Source organism: Psychrobacter sp. NPDC064578, assembly GCF_044901245.1.
In the GTDB taxonomy this organism is placed as follows: Bacteria; Pseudomonadota; Gammaproteobacteria; order Pseudomonadales; family Moraxellaceae; genus Psychrobacter; species Psychrobacter cibarius_C.
Map to the genome: position 1 here is coordinate 242,201 of NZ_JBJDPI010000001.1, position 21,736 is coordinate 263,936.

Below are 21,736 nucleotides of genomic sequence, written 5' to 3' on the forward strand. Positions count from 1 at the left end.
AAGTTATTCTTATTATCCAACCAAAACCGCTATGCTAATATGAGAGCTGAATATCCATTCTGATTCAGCTTTTTTTTATGCCATTTTTATATGGCAAATTCACATTTTATACCACTCTTAAAAGATGAAGTCGTCAGAAAAATAAATGTCAGCGCTATGTTTTTAAGCTAAATGAGTTTGACACGGCTAAGCGTATTTTTAGGTTTGGTATTAACACTAATAAGGAAACAGACTGATGTGGTTGGCAGTTATTGCAGTATTGATCGGACTAGCTATTCTTGTTTGGAGTGCAGACCTTTTTGTTGATGGCGCCACTGCCTTAGCAAAAAAATTCAACGTCCCTAGTTTCTTAATCGGTGTGTTGATTTTGGGTGTGGGTACATCCGCCCCTGAGATGGTCGTGTCAGTATTGGCGGCACTAGAAGGCAGCCCTGATTTGGCATTAGGCAACGCTTATGGCTCAAACATCATCAATATTGCGCTGGTATTGGGTGCAACCGTATTGATTAGCCCTATTATCATTCGTAAGGGCATTATCAAGCGTGATTTACCTCTATTGGTATTGATTACTATGGTCGCCGCATGGCAGCTGCGTGATGGGCAATTAGACCAAGCAGATGGTATTGTGTTGATAGCGCTGCTGGTCGTGACTTTAGGCATTCAGATTGTACTAAGCTTACGTGAAGGCAACCATGAGCACGAAGGAGAACCCATAGCAGAAAGCATCGATGCTGAACATATCGAGCAAACCCTAACACGGGGACTCATCAGCTTAGTTATCGGCATGCTTTTACTGGTCATTAGCTCGCGAGCTATAGTTTGGGGTGCAGTAGAATTGGCAACGCTGTGGGGCGTGAGCGAACTGGTGATTGGATTGACGATTGTTGCTGTGGGGACCTCGTTACCTGAGCTGGTATCGAGCTTATCAGCTGCCCGTAAAGGCGAACACGACATGGCACTGGGTAATATTATTGGCTCTAATATATTTAACACCTTGGGCGTCGTTGGTCTCGCAGCGCTTATAGCGCCAATCACAGTCAGCCCAATTATCTTATCACGCGATATAGTGGCGATGGGATTGGTCACCTTGTTACTCTTGGTATTGTGCGGGTTTGCCTTTATGAGTAAGCGTCCATTCGGTCGCACTTCTGGGTCGACTTTGGTCTTATTCTTTGTCGGCTATACTTTATGGCTGATACAAACCGTCAACCTGTAACGCTTAAAGTGTATTAACAGACCTCAAAATGTATGAACAGACTATGGCGATGATAATGTGGTTTATTTTCCTTGCTTGCGATTTCTAATCACCCGCCATAGTCCTTCATTCTCTGTTTTTGGCATTTTTAAGGTAATGGTATTCGATAGCATATCTTGCACTGCGAGACCACGTGGGTTAAAGAGGCAAAAAGCATAGTTAAAGACAAAGCCCAAAAAGGCACTGGTCAATAAAACAGCACGCGAGCCATCGATGACACTACCAATGATACCAAATATAAGTGGCATAATACTGGCCGCTAAAATCCGCTTAAATGACTGTCCCCACGTTAGCAAATGACCATTACTATTGACCGTCTTTAACCGCCAAGTCTGCATACCTAATGTCTGTCCACCGCGACGCCAAAATATCCCATAGAATCCTACTAACGTCAGTATAAAAGACGGCGTCATAATCACGTTTTGATACCACGTTGGCAGCGACTGCGCTTGAGAAGAGTCTGTACCGGTATTCATGGTCAGCAATGTACCAATCACGGTTAGCAGGGTACCGACCAAAAACAACAACGCTAAAATTAACATGCCATCATAGAGAATGGCTGCCATACGGGTGCCAGGTTTAGCAATCGTTAGCTCTTCAACGTCAGAGGCAGGGTATACTGATGCTTTAGTTTTAGCAGCAGATTTGGTAGGTCGTTTAGGTAAACTCTTTGACATGGTACAAGCTCATAGCAAGCAGTGAATAGTGACTCTATTGTACCGTAATTCACTGTCTTATCGTACATTATCCTAAGATGCCGTAAGTCATATAACAATGTGGTATGACTCATCAACTCATCAGACTATCACACAGAAATTGCAGACATAAAAAAACCGCCAAATTGTCATAAGACAGGCGATTATTTTAAGGTTTCTTTAACTGGGTTAAAGAAGTGATAATGCAAATGGTGCGCTTGGAGAGATTCGAACTCCCGACCCCTTAGTTCGTAGCCAAGTGCTCTATCCAACTGAGCTACAAGCGCGTACTTTGCATATCATTTACTGCGTTGTTAATAAACAATTGCAGCAAATTAGGTTGGTTATTATATAGATAATTTCGCTTGTGTCAACATCTTTTTTTATTAAAATCAAATTATTTTTTGCTTTAATAAAACAGAAGATTATTAACGCTTTTATATCGCGTCACTACTCTACTAAAAACCGAATAAATGGAGGTGAAGGAGGGATTCGAACCCTCGATACGCGCAAACGTATGGTTCCTTAGCAGGGAACTGGTTTCAGCCACTCACCCACTTCACCAAACGACGTAAGACTTTTTAAGTTCTAAAAAATAGTATTATTGCTGATAATACGTCTTATCCCGTGGGCGAGTATTATAGCAAAGCCAAAACGAATTGCAAGCACTGTCTACAAATTTAATGCATTTTTTATCATATTTATGTGTTTATATGGTTTCATAGCCTCTTGAGCAACCCAAATATCAATAAAAACCAGTAAAAACGATGTTTAAGTTAGTCAGCACGCTTTAGGTTGTTGTTAATTAATTGATGGATTGTCTATGTACCATCTCTCACCTACTATGGCTTTTTTAGCAGTGGGTGTCTATAGTATTTGTTACTCATTGTAGATTATGTCAAAGGAATTTTTATGCGACCAGTGGTACTGTGTTTTTCAGGATTAGACCCTTCAGGCGGCGCTGGATTACAAGCGGATATAGAAGCCATCGGTCAAGCAGGTGCGCATGCTGCCATTGCTTGTACAGCTATTACCATACAAAACTCGCAGCAAGTCTTTGGTTTTGAAGCTTGTGCAGCAAATTTGGTAAAGGATCAGGCCACCGCAGTGCTCGATGATTTGCCTGTTGCAGCTATTAAATCAGGTATGTTGGGTACGACTGATAATATCGCTATGCTGACTCAATTGTTTGCCGAGCACCTTATCACCGCTGATACGCCATTTGTATTAGATCCCGTATTGGTTGCCAATAGTGGTGGCAGTTTGGGCGATGAAAAGACGCTCGTTAGCGCATTTAGAGAGCTGTTACCATACGCGACCCTTATCACACCGAATACTCATGAGCTACGCGCATTAAGCGGTGAGCAAGACTTACATATTGGCGCGCAAAAATTATGCGCTCAAGGCACCTATGCCGTATTGGTAAAGACCTCACATGACTTTGATAGCGGCGATATAGAGCAGTATTTGTATATAAAGGGTGAGATGGTACATAAAAGCACCTTGCCGCGCTTAACGGGCGAATTTCATGGCTCTGGCTGTTCGCTTGCCAGCTTTATCGCTGGGCGCTTAGCAATGGGTGATGCGCTTATCGATGCAGTAAAGGCAGCAGACAGCTGGATTACCCAGACGCTGCGAGCCGCTGATGCACCGCACCCTAATAATGAGCAAGCCCAATTAATACCCAATCGTTTTATAGACTTTCAACATAACCTCTAAATAATTAATAAAAAAAGGGCGCTCTATATCTCATAGAACGCCCTTTTTTAGATAGCTACTGGTAATTTTAGATAGCGGCTTTCAAGTGATTATTAATTCATTAATCCAGCTCAACCCAACATCGGCATGAAGCTCGCGGCAAAGCCACCAATAAACATCTCAAGCAAAATAAAAGCAATGAATGCGACCATTGGTGATAAATCAATCATACCCAAGTTTGGCGTGATTCGACGAAATGGTGCCAAGATTGGCTCCGCTAAATTAACAATGATACCAATAATCGGATGCTGAGATTGGGTAAATACCACAATCCAGCTGACAATGATGGAACCAATGACGAGATAGCGACACATACGTAAAAAGTCTAATACCAAGCTGATAGTACCAGTGAAAAATAACGGTACAGGAGCGATACCTTTATGGGTCAGTGCTGCTTTTCCAGAGATATCGATCAAACGAATCAAAAACATCAGGACAATAGCCGCAATACTGATACGCCCTTGCCCAACGGTTGGGAAAATACGCCCAAACACATCGACAATGTGCGTTGCTTTATAGGCAGGCGCAATCATGGGGTTGCTGGCATCCATCCCTGCAAATTGCAGCATAAAGCGAATAAACACCAACATCATGGCGAAGGTGGTGACCAAATCAAAGATTTGAAATAACATGTTGTTCATGAAGTGCTACTCAATGTGACATTATTAACAGGTTTTGGGATGACGACTGTCATTGCTTGGTATTGGTGCTTGGTATTGGTGCTTGGTATTGCTGCTTAGTATTGCTGCTTAGTATTACAGCTCAGGCGCGTCATGCGCTTTTAGCAAATAACGCGCCTGATACATGGATGATTATTTACTCATCTCTTCACTCAAGGCTTGGCTACGGTCATAGCAGGCCTGCATAGCCTCAACGATTTGACCGCCGATATCATTGGCTTGCATTGATTCAACGGCGGCTTGGGTTGTCCCATTTGGCGAGGTGACCTTGCGACGCAATTCAGCAGGTGCATCTTCACTATTCATCGCCATTTTTGCCGCGCCTAGCATGGTCTGCATAGCGAGCGCTGAAGCCTGCTCTTTATCCAAACCTAAAGCCACTGCCCCGTCAATCATGGATTCAATGAAGTAAAACATATACGCTGGCGCTGATCCTGATACGGCGGTTACCGCATGCATGTGTTCTTCATTATAGACCCACATGACCAAACCTGATGCTTCCATCACCGCCGTTGCTAACTGCTTTTGTTCAGCAGAAATATTATCAGTACCGTACAGACCCGTTGCGCCCATTTGAATCATTGCAGGGGTATTTGGCATCGCGCGGACGATATTGTCATAGCCACCCAACATGTCAGATAAAAGCTTAGTCGACAAACCTGCTGCCACTGAAATCACCAGCTGCTTGTCTAAGACATCCGCAAAGCTACTGACTACCGCTTTCATCACTTGCGGCTTGACCGCCAGCACCACAATGTCAGCATCGATAACGGCAGCTTTTGCATCAGCAGTTGGATCAACCGTGTTCAATCCTTTAGCAGCCAATTGCTCGCGCGCCTCGCTACTAGGATCAGCAACGGTAATTAAACTCGGTTTGACATCGCAGCTGACAAGCCCACTAATCAAAGCCTGCGCCATATTTCCGCCACCGATAAAGCTGATTTTCTTATTATCTAATACTGACATACATGTCTCCTATTCAAAAATCCAAAGGTATTCAAACTAACATAATGATAGGTAAAATGACACTCAGTTTACCATACTGCTACTGGCATCGTTTGATAAATTGACGGCATCTAACCCGGCTGTAAGCTCCGTTGAATCACTTAATTGCCATGGACTATTGCACAACCAAACGGTTAAATTAACAAGGGCATTATATAAAATCAGTGACGGAGAGTACTATGTTTTTCATTCGTAAAGCCAACCCTGAGGATTATGCAGACATTGCTAACATTCACTTCAAAAGTTGGCATGTAGCCTATTTAGATTTGCTACCAGTGTCCTATATCAATGATAAAAACAACTTATGTAATAAGACAAAAATGTGGCAGGAGTTAATGGCGCATCCTGATGTTATTGTCTGGATAGCATATGATGCTCATCATCATAATTTGGGGTTTATTGGGTACTTCATTAATAATAAAAATTATGAAATTACCACGTTGTATGTTTTGCCCGACTATCAAGGATTGGGTATAGGCACTCAATTAATGACAGTATCATTGAAAGCTCTCTTAGAATCTCATATACATGCCCATTTTTATTTATGGGTATTAGCAAACAATGTGGCTGCTATTGATTTCTATCAAAAATTTGGCTTTGTAGCTAATGGCGAAAAGAGTGAAGAATGCTACAAAAGCACGCAAATAATAGATATCAAAATGGTTAGAAAACTTGATGGCCTAACGCCCTAGATAACCTGACCTCCTAAAAGGCTTAGGTTACAAATATTAAAAAGCGTTATTGATGCTTAGACTGTTTCTAATAACATTGCTTCTAATAGCACTGTCTAAAACACCAGTATTGTCTATCGTGTCTATTAGCGATCTACTCGTCCCTAGTATCCAGCTCTCAAAAGGTGAAACCAGCAATAATGGCCACTCTTTATCCTGCTGTACGGATACGGCACTGACCACCACCAAACTCTCTCGCAACCATACAGGCACGCCAAGCGTTTGATATAGTTTTTTGCCCGCTTGTGGACGTGATGCCAATGCAGTTTGCACACGCTGCTGACGACCTAATGGTGCAAAGGTAATCTCAAACCTCTCATCGCCTTGATCGCTGTCTAATAGCTCTACCAAGGCATCTGGCATCATTTGCACTTGCCAAATAAAGTTATCATCACTACGTAAGGTAACTGACACAGGCTGGGCAGCCGCTGAATCAGCATCAGCCACAACAAAATTAGATAAGGGTTGAATCTGTTTGGTAAGCGGCAACTCAAGCCATGTCAACCAATCTCTGCTGAGACGATAAAGCTGCTGACGGTAGCGGCAAATCGTATAGGACTGCTTGCGAGCTTGCCAAAAAAGCGCCGTTTGGTGATCAGGATCTTCACGTTGGCTTAGCATAAATACATCATCGACCAGCTGCTTAGCAGGCGGTAACGGTTCATCTTGACCGAGCCAATGATGCAATAGTTGCCGCTGACGATAAATGGGTAATGCTTGTAGCTTGTCTATATTTAGCACACGCTGGGCAGACGATAGCTGTAATGATGCTACCTCTATCTGCTGTAAATCTTCTGCCGCTTGTGCATTGATTATCAATTGGGCATCACGCAATAGCTGTGCGCTACGGGCGATATTATCAATGACATTGGAATTATAGGTCGCCAATACTGGCATGATGTCGAGGCGTAGCCCACTACGTACATTATCGCCAGCATCATTGGTTGGGTCATCAATATAAGGGAGCTTTAGGCGCTGAGCATAATTGCTGATATTGCTGCGTTTGACCGTCAGCCAAGGTCGCCATAATGCCATACGCTGTGTGCCTTGCGTTTGGATACGCCACGGCTGCATACCCGACAGACCATTCACCCCAGCGCCTTGTATCAGTCGCATCAGCACTGTCTCTGCTTGGTCATCGGCATGATGCGCTAAGAGCAATACATCATCTTGATTGAGTTGCGCTCGCATGACATCATAACGAGCTTGCCTTGCGGCTTGCTCATCATGACCATTCACTTGCGCACGTAAAATCCGACACGGTATCTGCTGCACTGCTGCCCAATGAGCGACATGCATCGCCCAAGTGTCACTATCTGCTTGCAAACCATGATTCACATGCAGCAATTGCGGCAAAAACGGCAACTTACCTTGGCGATAGAGCTGCACACAGAGCGCAGCCAATGCTAATGAATCACGACCACCACTACACGCCAGCCAAAGCCGTCGACCGTGCAGCTGCTCACCATATTCAGCCATACTGCTCAATAATGCTTGTGCCAGATCGGCATCGACAGGCAAGTCTGCGATTGGATTCATAGGATGCGGGAGGATTGCACTGCTGGTCATAATCAGCCTTATTTATTTAGCATGCATACATGAATTGACATATAAATGAATCTGCTCATACGTCAGCTACGACATCAGTTACAGCGTCAGTTACAGCGTCAGTTACTGCCTATATTAACAGCCACAAAAAAACGCGCCATAAAATGACACGTTTTTATTTTAGCATTAAGACTCAGTCTCTAATATGAACAGCTTTGTGTACATGCATAGAGGCTTAGTAACAGAGGTGTGATAGCGACCATTAAGCAGGCAACATCACTTCTGAGTTAAAGGTTTTCAGCTTCTCATAACGCAGCTCACAACGCGCGTGTGCGTCTAAATCTTTAATCTCATCTAACTGCTCAGCAATCAGTGCTTTCAAGGCGATCATGACTGGTTGCGGCTTGATATGTGCGCCTTCACCTTCTTCAATGACGGCATCAATCAGCCCCATTTGATATAAATTAATCGCATTTAATTTCAAGGCTTCACTAGCATCTTGTGCTTTTTCAGCTGTTTTCCACAGGATAGAAGCACAGCCTTCCGGAGAAATAACCGAATAAATACTATTTTGTAGCATATTTACTTTGTCACCAACGCCAATAGCCAACGCCCCACCTGAGCCGCCTTCACCGATGATAGTCACGATAATAGGCACTTTTAGGCTAGAGAAAACGGCGATACTTTCGGCAATGGCTTGCGCTTGTCCGCGCTCTTCAGCGCCGATACCCGGATAAGCGCCTTGGGTATCGACAAAGGTCATCACGGGGATATTAAAGCGCTCAGCCATTTTGACCAAACGAATCACTTTGCGGTAGCCTTCAGGATTGGCCATACCGAAGTTATGAGCAATACGCTCACGGGTGCTGCGACCGCGATGTTGACCAATCACCATCACAGGCTGACCATCAAAACGCGCCAGACCACCAAGAATGGCTTTGTCATCGGCAAAAGCACGGTCACCGTGCAGCTCATCGAATTCGGTAAACAGCTGATTAACATAGTCCATAAATAATGGACGCTTGGCGTGCCGTGCAAGCTGCACACTATCCCAGACAGTGCTCATAGACGCTTCCCTTTAATAATTATACTTAATGTATTTATGTTTAAGAATAATATCGTTATCGATTTTCAGATAATGAAAGTACAGTTGTAAACTCAATAGAAGCTATAGTAGCACATCTTAAATGGCATGACATTACTGACAAAGCCGCTTTTGTTACGTTAATTTATAGCATACTCAATACAATAGTAACGGCATCATGTTGATCGTCAGTGCAAAGCAGCGCTGCCTAGCCCTCAACCACGCTCAGCGTCACGCCCCATTTGGCAAACTGCTCAATCTCAGTATGCAAATCCGGCAATAAGAAAGCATAATGCTCGCTGCTATCGGCAACGGTAATTTGCCAGCAATGATCATCCATGGCTTGTAACTGTAATGCTGGTAATTCATAATCGCTGCGGCTGTGATGCGCCAGTACGGCCAAACGTAGCAGCAGACAAAGATAAACGAGCTGATTACCACCGATAGTACAGGTCTGCTCTAACATATCAGCCTTGAGCTTACGACGATGATTGAGCATCAGCTGTGCCATGCGCTTTTGATCGACTTGCGAAAATCCTGGAATATCAGAATACTCAAGCAAATACGCGCTGTGCTTATGATAACTACTATGACTGATGGCCAATCCTATCTCATGCAAGAAAGCCGCCCGTCTGAGTAAATCACAATCATCATTGGTAAGGGCGAGCTTCTCCTTCACTTGCTCAAATAAATGACGACTGGTTTTCACCACTTGTTTGGCTTGTTTTTTATCCCCTGAATAACGCTTAATCAGCGCCAGCACACTGCGGTCACGAACATCTTCGCTAGCAAAGCGTCCAAGCATGTCGTACATCACACCTTCACGTAGTGCACCATCTGAGTAAGTAATGGTATCGACACCCAGCACTTTCATGACTGCACGCAGTACCGCAACGCCTGCTGGGAAGACGGCTTTGCGATGTTCCTTAACGCCTTCTAAGTCGATGTCATCGACATTGCCAATTTTAAGCAACAGCTTCTCTAACTTTTTGACACCTTTATAAGTGATGCGCTCTTGCTCATCAGCCCAGCCCTTAGATACCAGAACATTACGTACCGCTTTAATCGTCCCACTCGAGCCAACCACACTACTCCAGCCCAATTTTTGATAACGACCCTGAATCGCTAACACTTCTTTGCGAGCGGCTGATATCGCATTATTAAAGGCTTCTTTCGTGATTTGACCATCGGCAAAGTACTTCTGGGTAAAGGCGACACAGCCCATCTGCAAACTCTCGGTCAATAGCGGATCGAACTCTTGACCAATGATAAACTCTGTCGAACCGCCACCAATATCGATGACCAAACGCTTGTCACTACTGGCATTGGTGTGTGAGACGCCCAAATAAATCAAGCGCGCCTCTTCTCGTCCCGCGATAATCTCAATGGGTTTCGGCAATATTTTATTGGCACGGGCAATAAAGTCATTGGCGTTTTTGGCTTGGCGTAAAGCGTTGGTCGCAACCACGCGAATGCGTTCGGGTGGTACCGAATCCAAACGCGCCACAAATCGGCTCAAACAGTCAAGACCTCGCTGTGCAGCTGCCGCACTTAAGATATTGTTTTCATCCAAGCCTGCGGCGAGCTGGACTTTTTCAGACATAGAAACGACTTTTCGCACCTCACCATGGTCAAGACGCGCAATGGCCAGATGAAAACTATTGGAACCGATATCAATGGCTGCCATCATTTCATCATCAGCAAGCGGCGGATTTGTAAGGTAGTCAATAGGCATAAGAGGAATCGTTACCGTGTTGGATAAAAGGGAGAGGATATGGGTTAAAAATTAGACGATTGAGTCATATAAACATCGTAGCTGCACCAAATAGAGCCATTTACGCAAAGCGGCTCACGTATTTGACGTAATTTTCGCCATTAAAGCATTTATGCCAAACACTGGCAAGTGACCCAAATGCTAATTAAGCAGCAAGAGCATCATTCACAAAATAACGAATGCGCCATAAACATCCATTGCTTGTGTTAAGGATAGCGTTTTGCTACATTAAAAACGATCAATATTATAATAAATAACAGTTACTTAATGACCGCCTAGCCGTTTTAGTAAAAAAGAAAGCCCCCCTAATGACTCGCCCTAATATCTATACTCAATAAACGATTAGCAAGGAAGCTAAACAAATGAATCAAACGACCACACAAAACACTACCAAAAACGCCGATACTCAAGCGGTCAGCAATGCTAAAAAAAAACATGATGACAACCGTCAGTCCAACAAAGCAAAAATTTTATGACTTCTATTTAGCTGAACATCAAAACATGGCTTGCCGCCGCTTACATTTTGCTGGTAGTAGCTTTGGCTTATGGGGACTCGCAAAGTCGGTCAAAACCGCTTCGCCAAAACCATTACTTAAAGGCATCGCTGCTGGATATGCTTGCGCTTGGGTCGGTCATTTTTTCTTTGAAAAAAACAAACCTGCCTCGTTTAAATTTCCTTTAAAAAGCTTTGCTAGCGACTTTCGTATGTACAGTGATGTCCTACGCGGTAGACTCAGCTTAAAAGACCGTAAATTTGATAAAATCGGACGATAATAACTCGCCACTACCTCAACTAACGTAAAGACTTACGTAATATTTTTCCTACCGCAGTTTTGGGCAATTCATCGATAAACTCGTATGACTGCGGGCGTTTATAACCTGTTAAACGTTCGCTTGCGAAGCTTTGTAGCTCTTCTACCGTTAGGCTCGAATCTTTTTTGACCACAAACGCTTTGGGTACCTCGCCGCTGTGCTCATCTGCAATACCAACCACCGCCACTTCAAGTACTTTCGGATGCTCTGTCAATGCCGCTTCCACTTCGTTTGGATAGACGTTAAATCCTGAAACCAATATCATGTCTTTTTTGCGATCCACCAGCGTCAAAAATCCATGTTCATCTAGCACACCAATATCACCTGATTTAAAGTAGCCATCCTTTGTAAAAGTATCTGCATTGTCTCGTTGCCAATAACCACGCATGACCTGCGGGCCTTTAATACAAACCTCGCCCCGTGTACCTATTGCACAAGTTGCACTTTGTTCATCAATGATTTTAATATCCATCATCGCAAGTGGCAGACCAACGCTACCGTTGAAATGATCTATACCAGGTGGATTAAAAGAGATAACTGGTGCAGTTTCGGACATGCCGTAACCTTCATTGATAATCATACTAGTGACTTGTTGCCACTGATCAGATACGGCTTTGATGATTGCAGTGCCGCCACCTATAGATAGTGCCAAGCGACTAAAATCAAGGTTGGCAAACTTTGAATGATGCAGCATACCAATAAATAAGGTATTAACCGAAGGAATGACATGCGGACGATGCTGCTCGATGGTATTGACTAGTCCATCGATATCACGCGGATTGGTGACCAGTATGTCTTCCCAGCCGCCATAAATGCCTAGTAAGCCGCAAACGGTAAATGAGAAGATATGATAGAGCGGCAACGGATTCAGTATTTTGATCTGCTCGCTACGACCAGCTTCAATCGCATGACCAAACATCGCATAACACTGACAGACATTGGCCATGACATTGTAATGCGTGAGCATCGCACCTTTTGGCTTGCCAGTCGTGCCACCCGTATATTGCAATAAAGCTAAATCTTCACGCTCGATAGTAACAGGCTGATATTGCTCAGCGTGGTATGCACTCATAATATGGGCAAAGCTTACACTCTGCTCTGAGATATTTTTTGCAGCATTATCAGCTGTGGTTTGGTTGGTTTGATTGAATTGACGAGTAGTATCGGCTGACGGTTCAAGTTGGGTAAGCAAAGCAATATCGTTATCAGCAGGTGCAGTATTCGGATTGGCGGTACAATGTACAACCAATGACAGTTGCGCTTTGACTGCATCATCTAACTGATCGTAAGCAGAGGTCATCCCATCGAGGACAATCAGCACACTAGCTTGAGCATCCGTCAGCTGATGCGCCAATTCATAATGGGTATACATCGGATTGACATTCACCAATACCGCGCCTGCTCGCAGGCAACCAAGTAACACCACGGCATACTGCAATATATTGGGTAATTGCACAGCGACACGGTCGCCTTTATTGATTCCTTGTGCTTGCAAAAAAGCAGCAAAACGGCGGCTGGCAATATCCAATTGTGCAAAGGTAAGGGTGGCGGGCCCCATACTAAAAGCCACAGAATCACTATGCTGATCTATCTTGGGTTGCAACAAATCTAGCAGGTTGTGCTTTCCCTCTAATACATCTAAATTATTTCTTATTCCATATTTCTCATATGAGGCTTGCCATAACGGTGGCGTATTACTGCTAGGCATATCATTAATGCTTGTAGTCATCAGTTGGCATCCTTGCTCAATTGTCTTGATTCATCTCAGAATACCATAATTTATCGTTTATTTTGCAATCACCCAAAGAAGGAATTGTCTTAGTCTTGGTTTTTTAATTTATGCAGTCATCGTCAAAAAATCTTTATCTTTTATAGTGAAAATAAAAAAAGGATAAATATTAGGCACAAAAAAACCAGCATGATTTCTCATACTGGTTCTTGTAACTACATACATTTGAAACAGGTCTTAAATAAACAAGGCTCTGAATAAATAAGGTCCTGAATAAACAGTTACGCTTTTGCCATTTCTGCAAAAATCTCGTCAGCGGCTTTAATAGAGATATCAATGTCTTCATTGCTGTGTTTAATTGACATAAAGCCTGCTTCATAAGCAGACGGTGCCAGATAAATACCGCGATCCAACATGCCATGGAAGAACGTGTTAAACACCGTCATATCGCACTCTGTCACGTCATCGAAATTCTTTGGCGTGTCAGTTTCATTGTCTTTAACAAAGAACATGCCAAACATACCGCCCAATTTATTGGTACGCATGTTGATGCCGTGTTTGTCAGCCGCCGCTTGAAAACCGTCTACTAGACGATCAACTTTTGCTGCTAACTCGTCATAAAAACCATCTGCCGTTAAGTCTTCAAACATCGCAATACCAGCACGCATCGCTAGCGGGTTGCCTGATAACGTACCCGCTTGATAGACACCGCCAAGTGGGGCGATACAAGACATGACTTCTTTTTTGCCACCGAAAGCGCCAACAGGTAGACCTGCGCCGATGATTTTACCAAAGCAAGTTAAATCAGGGTCGATGCCGAAATGTGCCTGTGCACCACCAAGTCCAACACGAAAGCCCGTCATCACTTCATCAAAGATAAGCACTGCGCCATTGGCGGTACACTCGGCACGCAACGTATCATGGAATTCTTGCGTAGGGATGACCATGTTCATGTTGCCCGCGATTGGCTCTAAGATAACGCAAGCGACTTCTTCGCCCCATTTCTCAAAACAATCTTTAATCGCTTGCGAATCATTATAAGGAATCGTAATCGTGTGCTTAGCAAAATCAGCAGGCACGCCTTTCGAGGTTGGCTCACCGATATCGAGCATACCAGAGCCTGCTTTTACCAGTAAGCTGTCTGAATGACCATGATAGCAGCCTTCAAATTTAACGATTTTGTCACGTTGGGTATAACCACGTGCTAGACGAATCGCGCTCATGGTTGCTTCTGTACCTGAGCTGGTCATACGGATCATTTCAACGCTAGGAACGATCTCGCAAATCTTATCTGCAACGGTTGTTTCAAACGGCGTTGGTGTACCAAAGCTTAGACCATCATCAGCCGCTTTTTTGACCGCATCGATGACTTTTGGATGGGCATGACCCAAAATCATTGGGCCCCAAGAGCCGACGTAATCGATATAAGCATTGTCTTCGGTGTCATAGATTTTACTACCGTTGGCACGGTGCATAAAAATTGGCGTACCACCAACTCCAGCAAAGGCACGGACTGGCGAGTTTACGCCGCCAGGAATATGTTTGCGAGCTTGCGCAAATAGCTGTTCGTTTTTAGTGCTCATAATCATTCTCTACTTATTATTTCTTTAATATTGGTTCTGTCTTATTTTATTAAAAATAATTTTGCGTCTTGTTGTTAATGCTTAGCAGATTTTTAAAGCACATTTAATAATTTATGCTTTTTTAACAACAGATGATTTAAGTTTCATTGGCCCAAAGCCATCAAGTTTACAGTCAATATCATGACCATCAGAGGCATCGGGCAGCAGGCGAATACCTTTTGCTTTGGTACCGACTTTAATAACAATCGATGAACCTTTGACTTTTAAGTCTTTAATCACGGTGACGGTATCGCCATCTTGCAGCTCATTACCGACCGCGTCACGAATGACCGCGTCTTGCTCTTCGGCTTGTGCCGCATCGGTTTCAGCCGCAGTCCATTCATGAGCACACATGGGACATACCAGTAACGCACCATCTTCGTACGTATATTCAGCATCGCATTTTGGGCAATTGGGTAAGCTCATAATTTCCTCGTCAGCCGTGATAAATTGGGTGTATTCTAGAGCTAACATTGTACCGTAACTCGCCAGCTTTAACCAATCGCTTCGCTCGTAAATGCGGTGCTGTGACTAATTGATAGATTCGCTCATGTCTTACAGCGGACGTTTTTTATCACACAGTGTTTTGTGGTACTCTGCTTTAACTAAATTTGGTTTGATGACCATGTATCTTTAGATGGTAAAACCTCAATATTTACTTTAACAATTACTTTAATAACTCAGTATTCACCACAATATCTGAGGCTATGGCTACTGATAACGATAGCGACTTATGAATAGGATAATAATAATGACTCAATCAAACGTATCGACCCTCCCATCAACATTGCCACAATTTGTTCAACTAACGATTCAAGGTGAAGATGCAGAAAAATTCTTGCAGGGTCAGCTAACCTCTGATGTCACCAAGCTCGGACTCAGTTATCAAGCAACGGCGCTTAGCAATTTAAAAGGTCGCATTGATTTTGGTTTGTGGATAAAAAAACAAGCCGAAAAGCATTATGATGTGGTTATCAGCGCCGATTGCGCTGAGGCTTTTCAAGCCCATTTAAAAAAGTTCGGTGCCTTTTCAAAGTTTGACACCAGTGCGCCCGCGCCCATTTATCCTTGCGTGCTTGATGAGGTGCCAACCTTTAGCCATCAAGAAGACCATAATACGCCAGCCGATACCCAAGCGTGGATGCAAGCGAGTCTTGCCATTGGCAACTATTGGATAGTTGCTGCCACCCAAGGTCTGTTTCAGCCACAAGAGCTGCGTCTGCATCAGCGCGGCGGTATGGACTATGATAAAGGCTGCTATCTTGGTCAAGAAGTGATTGCCCGTATTTATTTTAAGGCAGCACCAAAAGCGTTTTTACATTATGTCAGCGGCGCAGGTGACGTGCCAGCAGCCGGTGACAAGCTAGAAAAAATTCAGGTGGTTAATACGATTACCGATGACACTATTAATGCTAATGGTTTCAAAGCATTGGTCGTTGCCCGTCCAGAGCATTTAGCCGAGAGTGAGCTTACGATATTAGACTTACCGCCAGCGCTGCAAGCCGATGTTGCGCGTCAAAAATAGTACGACATGATGAGTGACGCGTAATAAGCAGCACTCTTCAAAACATTTTTACTAAAAAAGCAGCAGAGTAATCTATGATCCATATTGCGGTACTCGGAGCGGGCGTGGTGGGCGTGACCACCGCATGGTACCTTCGCCAAGCAGGCTACGATGTGACCGTCATTGAGCGTGAGCCAGCGGCCGGTATGCAGACCTCATTTGCCAATGGTGGGCAAATATCTGTCTCGCACGCAACCCCTTGGGCCAATCCAGCGGCTCCAATGAAAGCGCTTAAATGGCTGTTTCGCGAGGATGCACCGCTGCTGTATCGCTTGCGTGCTGATAAGGCGCAGCTCAAATGGGCGATGCAGTTTTTGCAAGAGTGCCGTGCCGATAGAGCCGATGCCAATCTGGTACAAATGGTACGTTTAGGCTTGTATTCACGAGATGCACTACAACAGTTGCGTGCTGATATCGGTATTGATTACGAGCAGCAAACGCGCGGTATCATGCATTTTTATACCAATCAAGCTGAGTTTAATGCCGCCATTGCGCCAACGGAGCGCATGCAAGCGTTAGGCTGTGAGCGTCATGTCATCGATATCAATAATGCTGTTAACTTAGAGCCTGCGCTTTACCCTATTGCTCATAAGCTAAAAGGTGCGACTTATACCAGCCGTGATGAATCGGGTAATGCCCATTTATTTACCCAGCGCTTAGCCGAGCGCTGCATCGAGGCTGGCGTTAAGTTTTTATACGATACCGAGATTCTGGCGTTAAACACTGACGCCCATTCTGCTCGCCCGCATGTACATAGTATTACCATTCAACCTAAGGGAGAAAACGCGCAAACCTTTAGTGCAGACAGCCATGTACTAGCCCTCGGTAGCTATAGTGTGTCATTACTAAGACCTTTGGGAATACATGCGCCGATATTTCCAGCCAAAGGCTACTCGGCTACTTATCAAATCAACCCTCACGCCCCGCATCTAGCACCCTTTGTCAGTCTCATTGATGATGAGTTTAAGCTGGTGACATCACGCCTTGGCGACAAATTACGCGTCGCTGGAACGGCAGAATTTAACGGCTACAATTTGGATTTAAATAGCACCCGCTGTGCAGCCATTACCCGCCGCGTGCAGCAGTTGTTTCCCAAAGGTATCATTGCCAATTCTGTGCAATATTGGACAGGGCTACGTCCGATGACACCTTCTAATGTGCCGTTAATTGGGCGCGCGCACAGAGGTCAAGTCCGTCATGGCAGTCATAATGTGGATGCTAGTTTTGATAATTTATGGCTTAATACGGGTCATGGTACGCTTGGCTGGACGCATGCTTGCGGTTCGGCGCAGGCGATCAGCTTATTAATACAAGGTGAGACACCGCCAGTCGATTTTGATTTTGTTGGCTTAGGATCGTAAAAATAAGAAACGTAAGAATAAGAAACGTAAAAAAGGCGCTACCATTATAAGTAAGCGCCTTTTTTCTTTATATGGAAGACTTTTATTCTAGAACTATTTTATGCAGCGCTCCCTGATTTCATATCGAAATCAGTATCAGAATCAGTCGTCTCCAAATCAGTCGCTTCTGGCTCAATCGCTTCCAATTGTACTGGTACACCATTGACTGCCGCATTACCACTTAGCTGATCAATTAAGGTATCGTCTGTCAAATCATTGACACTGACGCCCGCATGCGCTTGAGCGATTTTTTGTTTTACCCCTTTACGGCCATGACCCCACCCATGAGGGATACTCACGACATTTGGCATCAGCTCATCCGTCACTTCTGCTACGATCGTCACACTACCCACACGCGACGTGACTTTTACGTTTTGACCATCCTCAATACCGTACTCTTTCGCTGTTTCAGGATGCAGCATCAAAGTACAGCGCGGCTTACCTTTTACCAAGCGATAGCTGTTGTGTAGCCACGAATTATTGCTGCGTACATGACGACGACCAATCAATAGAATTTGCTTGTCATCATAGTCCTGCATCATCTCCTGTACGCGCTCTAAATCTGCTTGATAAAAATCAACATTAAGATGAATCTGCTTGTCTTTGTGTTTTAACGCTTGTGGCAGCATGGTTTTGAGCGATCCCAAATCAATTCCATGTGGATTTTTCTTCAATTGCTTTAGATTGAGACCCTTATAAGGCCCACGTTTTAGACCTTGATTAAGCACAAACTTCGGACCCAAAACTTTTATTATTAGGCGTTCGACTTTGGTTGCAAGTACGGCTTTTTTATCCAAGCGTTTTGCTAACTCTAAGTAGATTTGCCAGTCATGTTTGGCGCTTCTTTGCTTAGCAAACAATGCCTTTGAATATTTGGCGACGTTATGGACGGCAAAATTGTTAAAGGTGACGTCATAATGATCGCGCTCTAGTGGCGATACCGGCGGCAAAATAATATGCGCATGACGGCTGGTTTCTGTGACAAAGTAATCAATAGCGACCATAAAGTCCAAGTTGGCAAAGGCTTTATCCAACTTTTCACCATTCGGCGTGCTGAGTACAGGGTTGCCCGCGACAGTCATAAAGCCTTTTAACTGCCCCGCCCCTTCTACCAACATCTCATCCGCCATTGCCACGACGGGATAATCGCCGTTAAAATCAGGCAAGTTACTCACGCGGCTATGGCGCTTACCTAAATAACCTGAGCCTGAGTTATTGACCACGTCGACCGCAGGATTGGGGAACATCAGACCACCCACTTCATCCAAACGACCTGTGACAATATTAATCAGCATGATTAGATATTGACTCAGTAAGCCAAACTCTTGCACTGATACACCCATGCGCCCGTAACAGACCGAACTTTCTGCTTCACAAAATTCTTTGACGAGTCGTTTAATCTCATCTGCCGCAATACCAGTAATCTCAGCGACGGACTCGGCGCTATAATCTTTGGCAAACTCTGCAATGCGTGCAATCTCTGGCGCGAGCGCCGCTGCTCTATTATTGTTAGCGCGTGCCTTGTCCGCATACCCTTGGAGATAAATTTCATTGAGCATGGCAAGCAAGAGCAAAACATCGGTCGCTGGACGAATAAAGTGATGCTCGCTAGCAATGTCGGCGGTTTCGGTGCGGCGTGGATCAATCACCACCACTTTACCATCACGCGCTTTGATATCTTTTAGTTTTTGACGCATGTTTGGTGCGGTCATAATACTGCCGTTAGACGCCAGCGGATTGCCGCCAATGATGAGCATATATTTGGTACGATTGACGTCGGGCACAGGGATGCGCAGCATATGCCCGAACAGATGCATGCTAACAATGTGATGCGGTAACTGGTCGATGGAAGTCGCAGAAAAGCGACTGCGCGTCTTGATACTGGTTAATAGATGCTTAATGGTTAACATGCCGCCCAAATTATGGACATTAGGATTGCCTAAATAAATCCCGAAAGCGTTTTGACCATGTTTTTTCTGTACCGACTGAATACCAGCTGCCACCTTATCTAACGCCTCAGCCCAACTAATCTCTTTCCAACCGTTAGCGGTTCTCTCAACGGGATGACGCAGGCGATCACTGTCTTCATGCAAGTCTTGCAAAGCAGTCGCTTTTGGACAAATATACCCTTTAGAAAATGGATCGTCTTTATCGCCTTTAATCGATAATACCTTTTTTCCATCGTGCTTGATGACAATACCGCACATTGCTTCGCATAAATTGCAGGTTCTAAAATGTGTTTGTTCATCCTTGTGACTCTTTTCACTAGCCATGGTCGCGCTCCCTGTTATTTTTTACTATAGTCATTCCACTATAAAAGTATTACTGCTTTAACCTCGCTTGACGTATTAAATATACAGTTACACTCGGTTGCCTTGTACTACTTTTCAATTGAATCGACTATATTGCTTTCACTATATAAATTCCGTTTTATGAGGTTAATACATTTGCTCATTTTAACAATCTTAAAAACACTGAGAATTAGCCAAAGTGCAACATTGATAAGCTGGATGACTAGCCATTTACTCTGCGCTTGTCTTTGGCGAAAAAACTGTTAAAAAGTCCATCAAAGTTTTTGCACAACATTTCAATGGCTTGCTGCCGTGAATAACGCTGTTGATGATATCCCAATATCAACTCATGTACTTGGGCGGCAGCGATATCGACACAGAGATGAACGTCAGATTCGTCAAAAGAGCACTCGGCTGACTGCAACCCCGCTATAAATATTTTAGTCCATTCTTCTCTTATCTCTATGATTAGACTTCCCAACCCGTTACGTTCTATGTTTGAATCAAAGCGCAGACTGTCTTCGAGCAAACGCTGAAATAAAGTGATGTTTTGAAAGGCGGCATCAAAAATCAATGTTAGGCATTTCTGACAACGCTCATTGAAATCCTCTTTAGACAGCGTTGGATAGTCTTTAAGCATATCTACCCACGCCATGCGCATTGGCGATAAATAGTTGCCTTTAAGTTGCTCGCCTAACACCTGCTGCAATGCATCTAAACTATCAAAATGATTATAAAAACTTGGCTGAGCAATACCTGCGCCTTTCGCGATTTTATTCATACTCATACCAAAAGCGCCCTCTACGCTATACAGCTGCAAGGCACTTTTTAGTAACGTATGACGCGTTTTCGCCTTTGCCAGCTCGCGCTTAGTTTCCGGTTTTGTAGCACTTACGCTGTTAAGTACATTCACTATCAACCTGCCCCAACTTAATCTATAAAACAATTGTTATTTCAACTATAAGGTTATAGCCATTTAAACAAGAAGTCTATCACTAAATGCTTAACCTTACTTATTCTTAATAATTCGTTTTAACCCATCCTAAAACAATCATAAAAAAATAGCCGCCACATTTATGATGACAGCTACTTTTTTTATTCCTATATTTACAGCGTGTTACTACGTCATTTTTTATAAATCATCGCCAGACTTGTTAATCCTCTTTACGTATGTCACTGATAAAACACTTCATTCATTACACAAATGGACGCTGCATAACATAGCTGTGCAGATCTCAATAATGGAGCAACACTCTCAACATTGCATATACAGACATGGCGATGGTGAGCACTTATATTAGATATCACCAGTTAGCTGATTCATAAGTACTGATAGCAGCTGAGTAAAATGTCGATTAAAGACAGATGGAATAATTGTCTCAATAACCAACTTTATAATAAAAGAAGGAACATAAAAATGAACGAACATACTCTAAAAGGTGAATGGAACCAAATAAAAGGCTCAGTAAAGCAAAAATGGGCTGATCTTACTGATGATGATTTATTACACGTTGAAGGTAGCCGTGATAAATTGGTCGGAAAAGTTCAAGAACGTTATGGTCATAGCAAAGATGATGCTGAACGTGAAGTAGATGCATGGCGTACTGAACATAAATACTAAGTTATTGTAATTTCAAAAAACAAAAAACCGTATATTGCCTATACGGTTTTTTTATTACTAGCACTTCATCTAAATTTCGACAAATATATTTAGCGAAGTTTCTAGAAGCTAAATCAAATATCGATTACTTTAGGGATTAGGCTTTTCTCAAAGTCTAGACACAATA

General features: G+C 43.7%; 18 protein-coding genes and 2 tRNA genes. 7 read left to right on the forward strand and 13 right to left on the reverse strand.

Annotation, left to right across the window (positions count from 1 at the left end; translation table 11 throughout):
* Window positions 1-235: 235 nt before the first annotated feature.
* On the forward strand, window positions 236-1,216 hold the full coding sequence (locus ACI2JM_RS00995; protein WP_296242634.1) for a calcium/sodium antiporter: 981 nt from the start codon (window positions 236-238) through the stop codon (window positions 1,214-1,216).
* Window positions 1,217-1,278: 62 nt separating this feature from the next.
* On the opposite strand, the gene ACI2JM_RS01000 is transcribed toward ACI2JM_RS00995, so the two are convergent.
* The 3 genes from ACI2JM_RS01000 to ACI2JM_RS01010 form a co-directional block, all read right to left on the reverse strand.
* Window positions 1,279-1,932 (reverse strand): RDD family protein, encoded by a 654-nt coding sequence (locus ACI2JM_RS01000; RefSeq protein ID WP_404641460.1) that lies wholly within the window; start codon window positions 1,930-1,932, stop codon window positions 1,279-1,281.
* A 228-nt stretch (window positions 1,933-2,160) separates the two neighbouring features.
* Window positions 2,161-2,237, reverse strand: a tRNA-Arg gene (locus ACI2JM_RS01005).
* A 187-nt stretch (window positions 2,238-2,424) separates the two neighbouring features.
* Window positions 2,425-2,514, reverse strand: a tRNA-Ser gene (locus ACI2JM_RS01010).
* Window positions 2,515-2,862: 348 nt separating this feature from the next.
* Here ACI2JM_RS01010 and ACI2JM_RS01015 point away from each other — a divergent pair.
* Window positions 2,863-3,669: a hydroxymethylpyrimidine/phosphomethylpyrimidine kinase gene (locus tag ACI2JM_RS01015; protein ID WP_296242630.1), complete on the forward strand. Its 807-nt coding sequence runs from the start codon at window positions 2,863-2,865 to the stop codon at window positions 3,667-3,669.
* 110 nt (window positions 3,670-3,779) lie between these two features.
* Here ACI2JM_RS01015 and ACI2JM_RS01020 read toward each other — a convergent pair whose 3' ends face one another.
* Window positions 3,780-4,349 (reverse strand): YggT family protein, encoded by a 570-nt coding sequence (locus ACI2JM_RS01020; RefSeq protein WP_060490268.1) that lies wholly within the window; start codon window positions 4,347-4,349, stop codon window positions 3,780-3,782.
* 171 nt (window positions 4,350-4,520) lie between these two features.
* Window positions 4,521-5,354 (reverse strand): pyrroline-5-carboxylate reductase, encoded by an 834-nt coding sequence (gene proC / locus ACI2JM_RS01025; RefSeq protein WP_404641462.1) that lies wholly within the window; start codon window positions 5,352-5,354, stop codon window positions 4,521-4,523.
* A 218-nt stretch (window positions 5,355-5,572) separates the two neighbouring features.
* Between proC and ACI2JM_RS01030 the strand changes: the two genes are divergently transcribed.
* Window positions 5,573-6,085 (forward strand): GNAT family N-acetyltransferase, encoded by a 513-nt coding sequence (locus ACI2JM_RS01030; RefSeq protein ID WP_404641464.1) that lies wholly within the window; start codon window positions 5,573-5,575, stop codon window positions 6,083-6,085.
* A 36-nt stretch (window positions 6,086-6,121) separates the two neighbouring features.
* Here ACI2JM_RS01030 and tilS read toward each other — a convergent pair whose 3' ends face one another.
* The 3 genes from tilS to ppx form a co-directional block, all read right to left on the reverse strand.
* Window positions 6,122-7,693: a tRNA lysidine(34) synthetase TilS gene (tilS, locus tag ACI2JM_RS01035; RefSeq protein ID WP_404641466.1), complete on the reverse strand. Its 1,572-nt coding sequence runs from the start codon at window positions 7,691-7,693 to the stop codon at window positions 6,122-6,124.
* A gap of 241 nt (window positions 7,694-7,934) precedes the next feature.
* Entirely contained in the window at window positions 7,935-8,738 is an 804-nt protein-coding gene (locus tag ACI2JM_RS01040) for an acetyl-CoA carboxylase carboxyltransferase subunit alpha (protein ID WP_055123593.1), read from the reverse strand.
* A gap of 226 nt (window positions 8,739-8,964) precedes the next feature.
* The gene (gene ppx, locus ACI2JM_RS01045; protein WP_055123594.1) at window positions 8,965-10,491 is read right to left on the reverse strand and encodes an exopolyphosphatase; all 1,527 of its coding nucleotides are present in this window, start codon (window positions 10,489-10,491) and stop codon (window positions 8,965-8,967) included.
* A 459-nt stretch (window positions 10,492-10,950) separates the two neighbouring features.
* Here ppx and ACI2JM_RS01050 point away from each other — a divergent pair, with 459 nt between their 5' ends.
* Window positions 10,951-11,304: an Mpo1-like protein gene (locus tag ACI2JM_RS01050; protein ID WP_404641469.1), complete on the forward strand. Its 354-nt coding sequence runs from the start codon at window positions 10,951-10,953 to the stop codon at window positions 11,302-11,304.
* Window positions 11,305-11,323: 19 nt separating this feature from the next.
* Here ACI2JM_RS01050 and ACI2JM_RS01055 read toward each other — a convergent pair whose 3' ends face one another.
* From ACI2JM_RS01055 to ACI2JM_RS01065, 3 genes are all read right to left on the reverse strand, one after another.
* Window positions 11,324-13,072, reverse strand: a complete 1,749-nt coding sequence (locus ACI2JM_RS01055) for an AMP-binding protein (protein ID WP_404641471.1) — start codon at window positions 13,070-13,072, stop codon at window positions 11,324-11,326.
* 281 nt (window positions 13,073-13,353) lie between these two features.
* A complete protein-coding gene (gene hemL / locus ACI2JM_RS01060; RefSeq protein WP_404641473.1) occupies window positions 13,354-14,655 on the reverse strand; it encodes a glutamate-1-semialdehyde 2,1-aminomutase in 1,302 nt (433 codons plus the stop codon).
* Between the two features lie 111 nt (window positions 14,656-14,766).
* Window positions 14,767-15,120 (reverse strand): zinc ribbon domain-containing protein YjdM, encoded by a 354-nt coding sequence (locus ACI2JM_RS01065; RefSeq protein WP_055123598.1) that lies wholly within the window; start codon window positions 15,118-15,120, stop codon window positions 14,767-14,769.
* Window positions 15,121-15,445: 325 nt separating this feature from the next.
* On the opposite strand from ACI2JM_RS01065, the gene ACI2JM_RS01070 reads away from it, so the two are divergent.
* Both ACI2JM_RS01070 and ACI2JM_RS01075 read left to right on the forward strand, forming a co-directional pair.
* Window positions 15,446-16,219 carry a YgfZ/GcvT domain-containing protein gene (locus ACI2JM_RS01070; RefSeq protein WP_404641475.1) on the forward strand — a complete coding sequence of 258 codons (774 nt, stop codon included), beginning with the start codon at window positions 15,446-15,448 and terminating at the stop codon, window positions 16,217-16,219.
* Between the two features lie 74 nt (window positions 16,220-16,293).
* On the forward strand, window positions 16,294-17,619 hold the full coding sequence (locus tag ACI2JM_RS01075) for a D-amino acid dehydrogenase (protein WP_404641476.1): 1,326 nt from the start codon (window positions 16,294-16,296) through the stop codon (window positions 17,617-17,619).
* A 98-nt stretch (window positions 17,620-17,717) separates the two neighbouring features.
* Here ACI2JM_RS01075 and ACI2JM_RS01080 read toward each other — a convergent pair whose 3' ends face one another.
* Together ACI2JM_RS01080 and ACI2JM_RS01085 are read right to left on the reverse strand one after the other, a co-directional pair.
* On the reverse strand, window positions 17,718-19,931 hold the full coding sequence (locus ACI2JM_RS01080; protein WP_404641478.1) for a molybdopterin oxidoreductase family protein: 2,214 nt from the start codon (window positions 19,929-19,931) through the stop codon (window positions 17,718-17,720).
* A 241-nt stretch (window positions 19,932-20,172) separates the two neighbouring features.
* The gene (locus tag ACI2JM_RS01085; protein ID WP_404641480.1) at window positions 20,173-20,862 is read right to left on the reverse strand and encodes a TetR/AcrR family transcriptional regulator; all 690 of its coding nucleotides are present in this window, start codon (window positions 20,860-20,862) and stop codon (window positions 20,173-20,175) included.
* A 504-nt stretch (window positions 20,863-21,366) separates the two neighbouring features.
* Here ACI2JM_RS01085 and ACI2JM_RS01090 point away from each other — a divergent pair.
* Window positions 21,367-21,570, forward strand: coding sequence for a CsbD family protein (locus ACI2JM_RS01090; RefSeq protein ID WP_045443240.1), 204 nt, complete (start codon window positions 21,367-21,369; stop codon window positions 21,568-21,570).
* The last annotated feature ends 166 nt before the right edge of the window (window positions 21,571-21,736 follow it).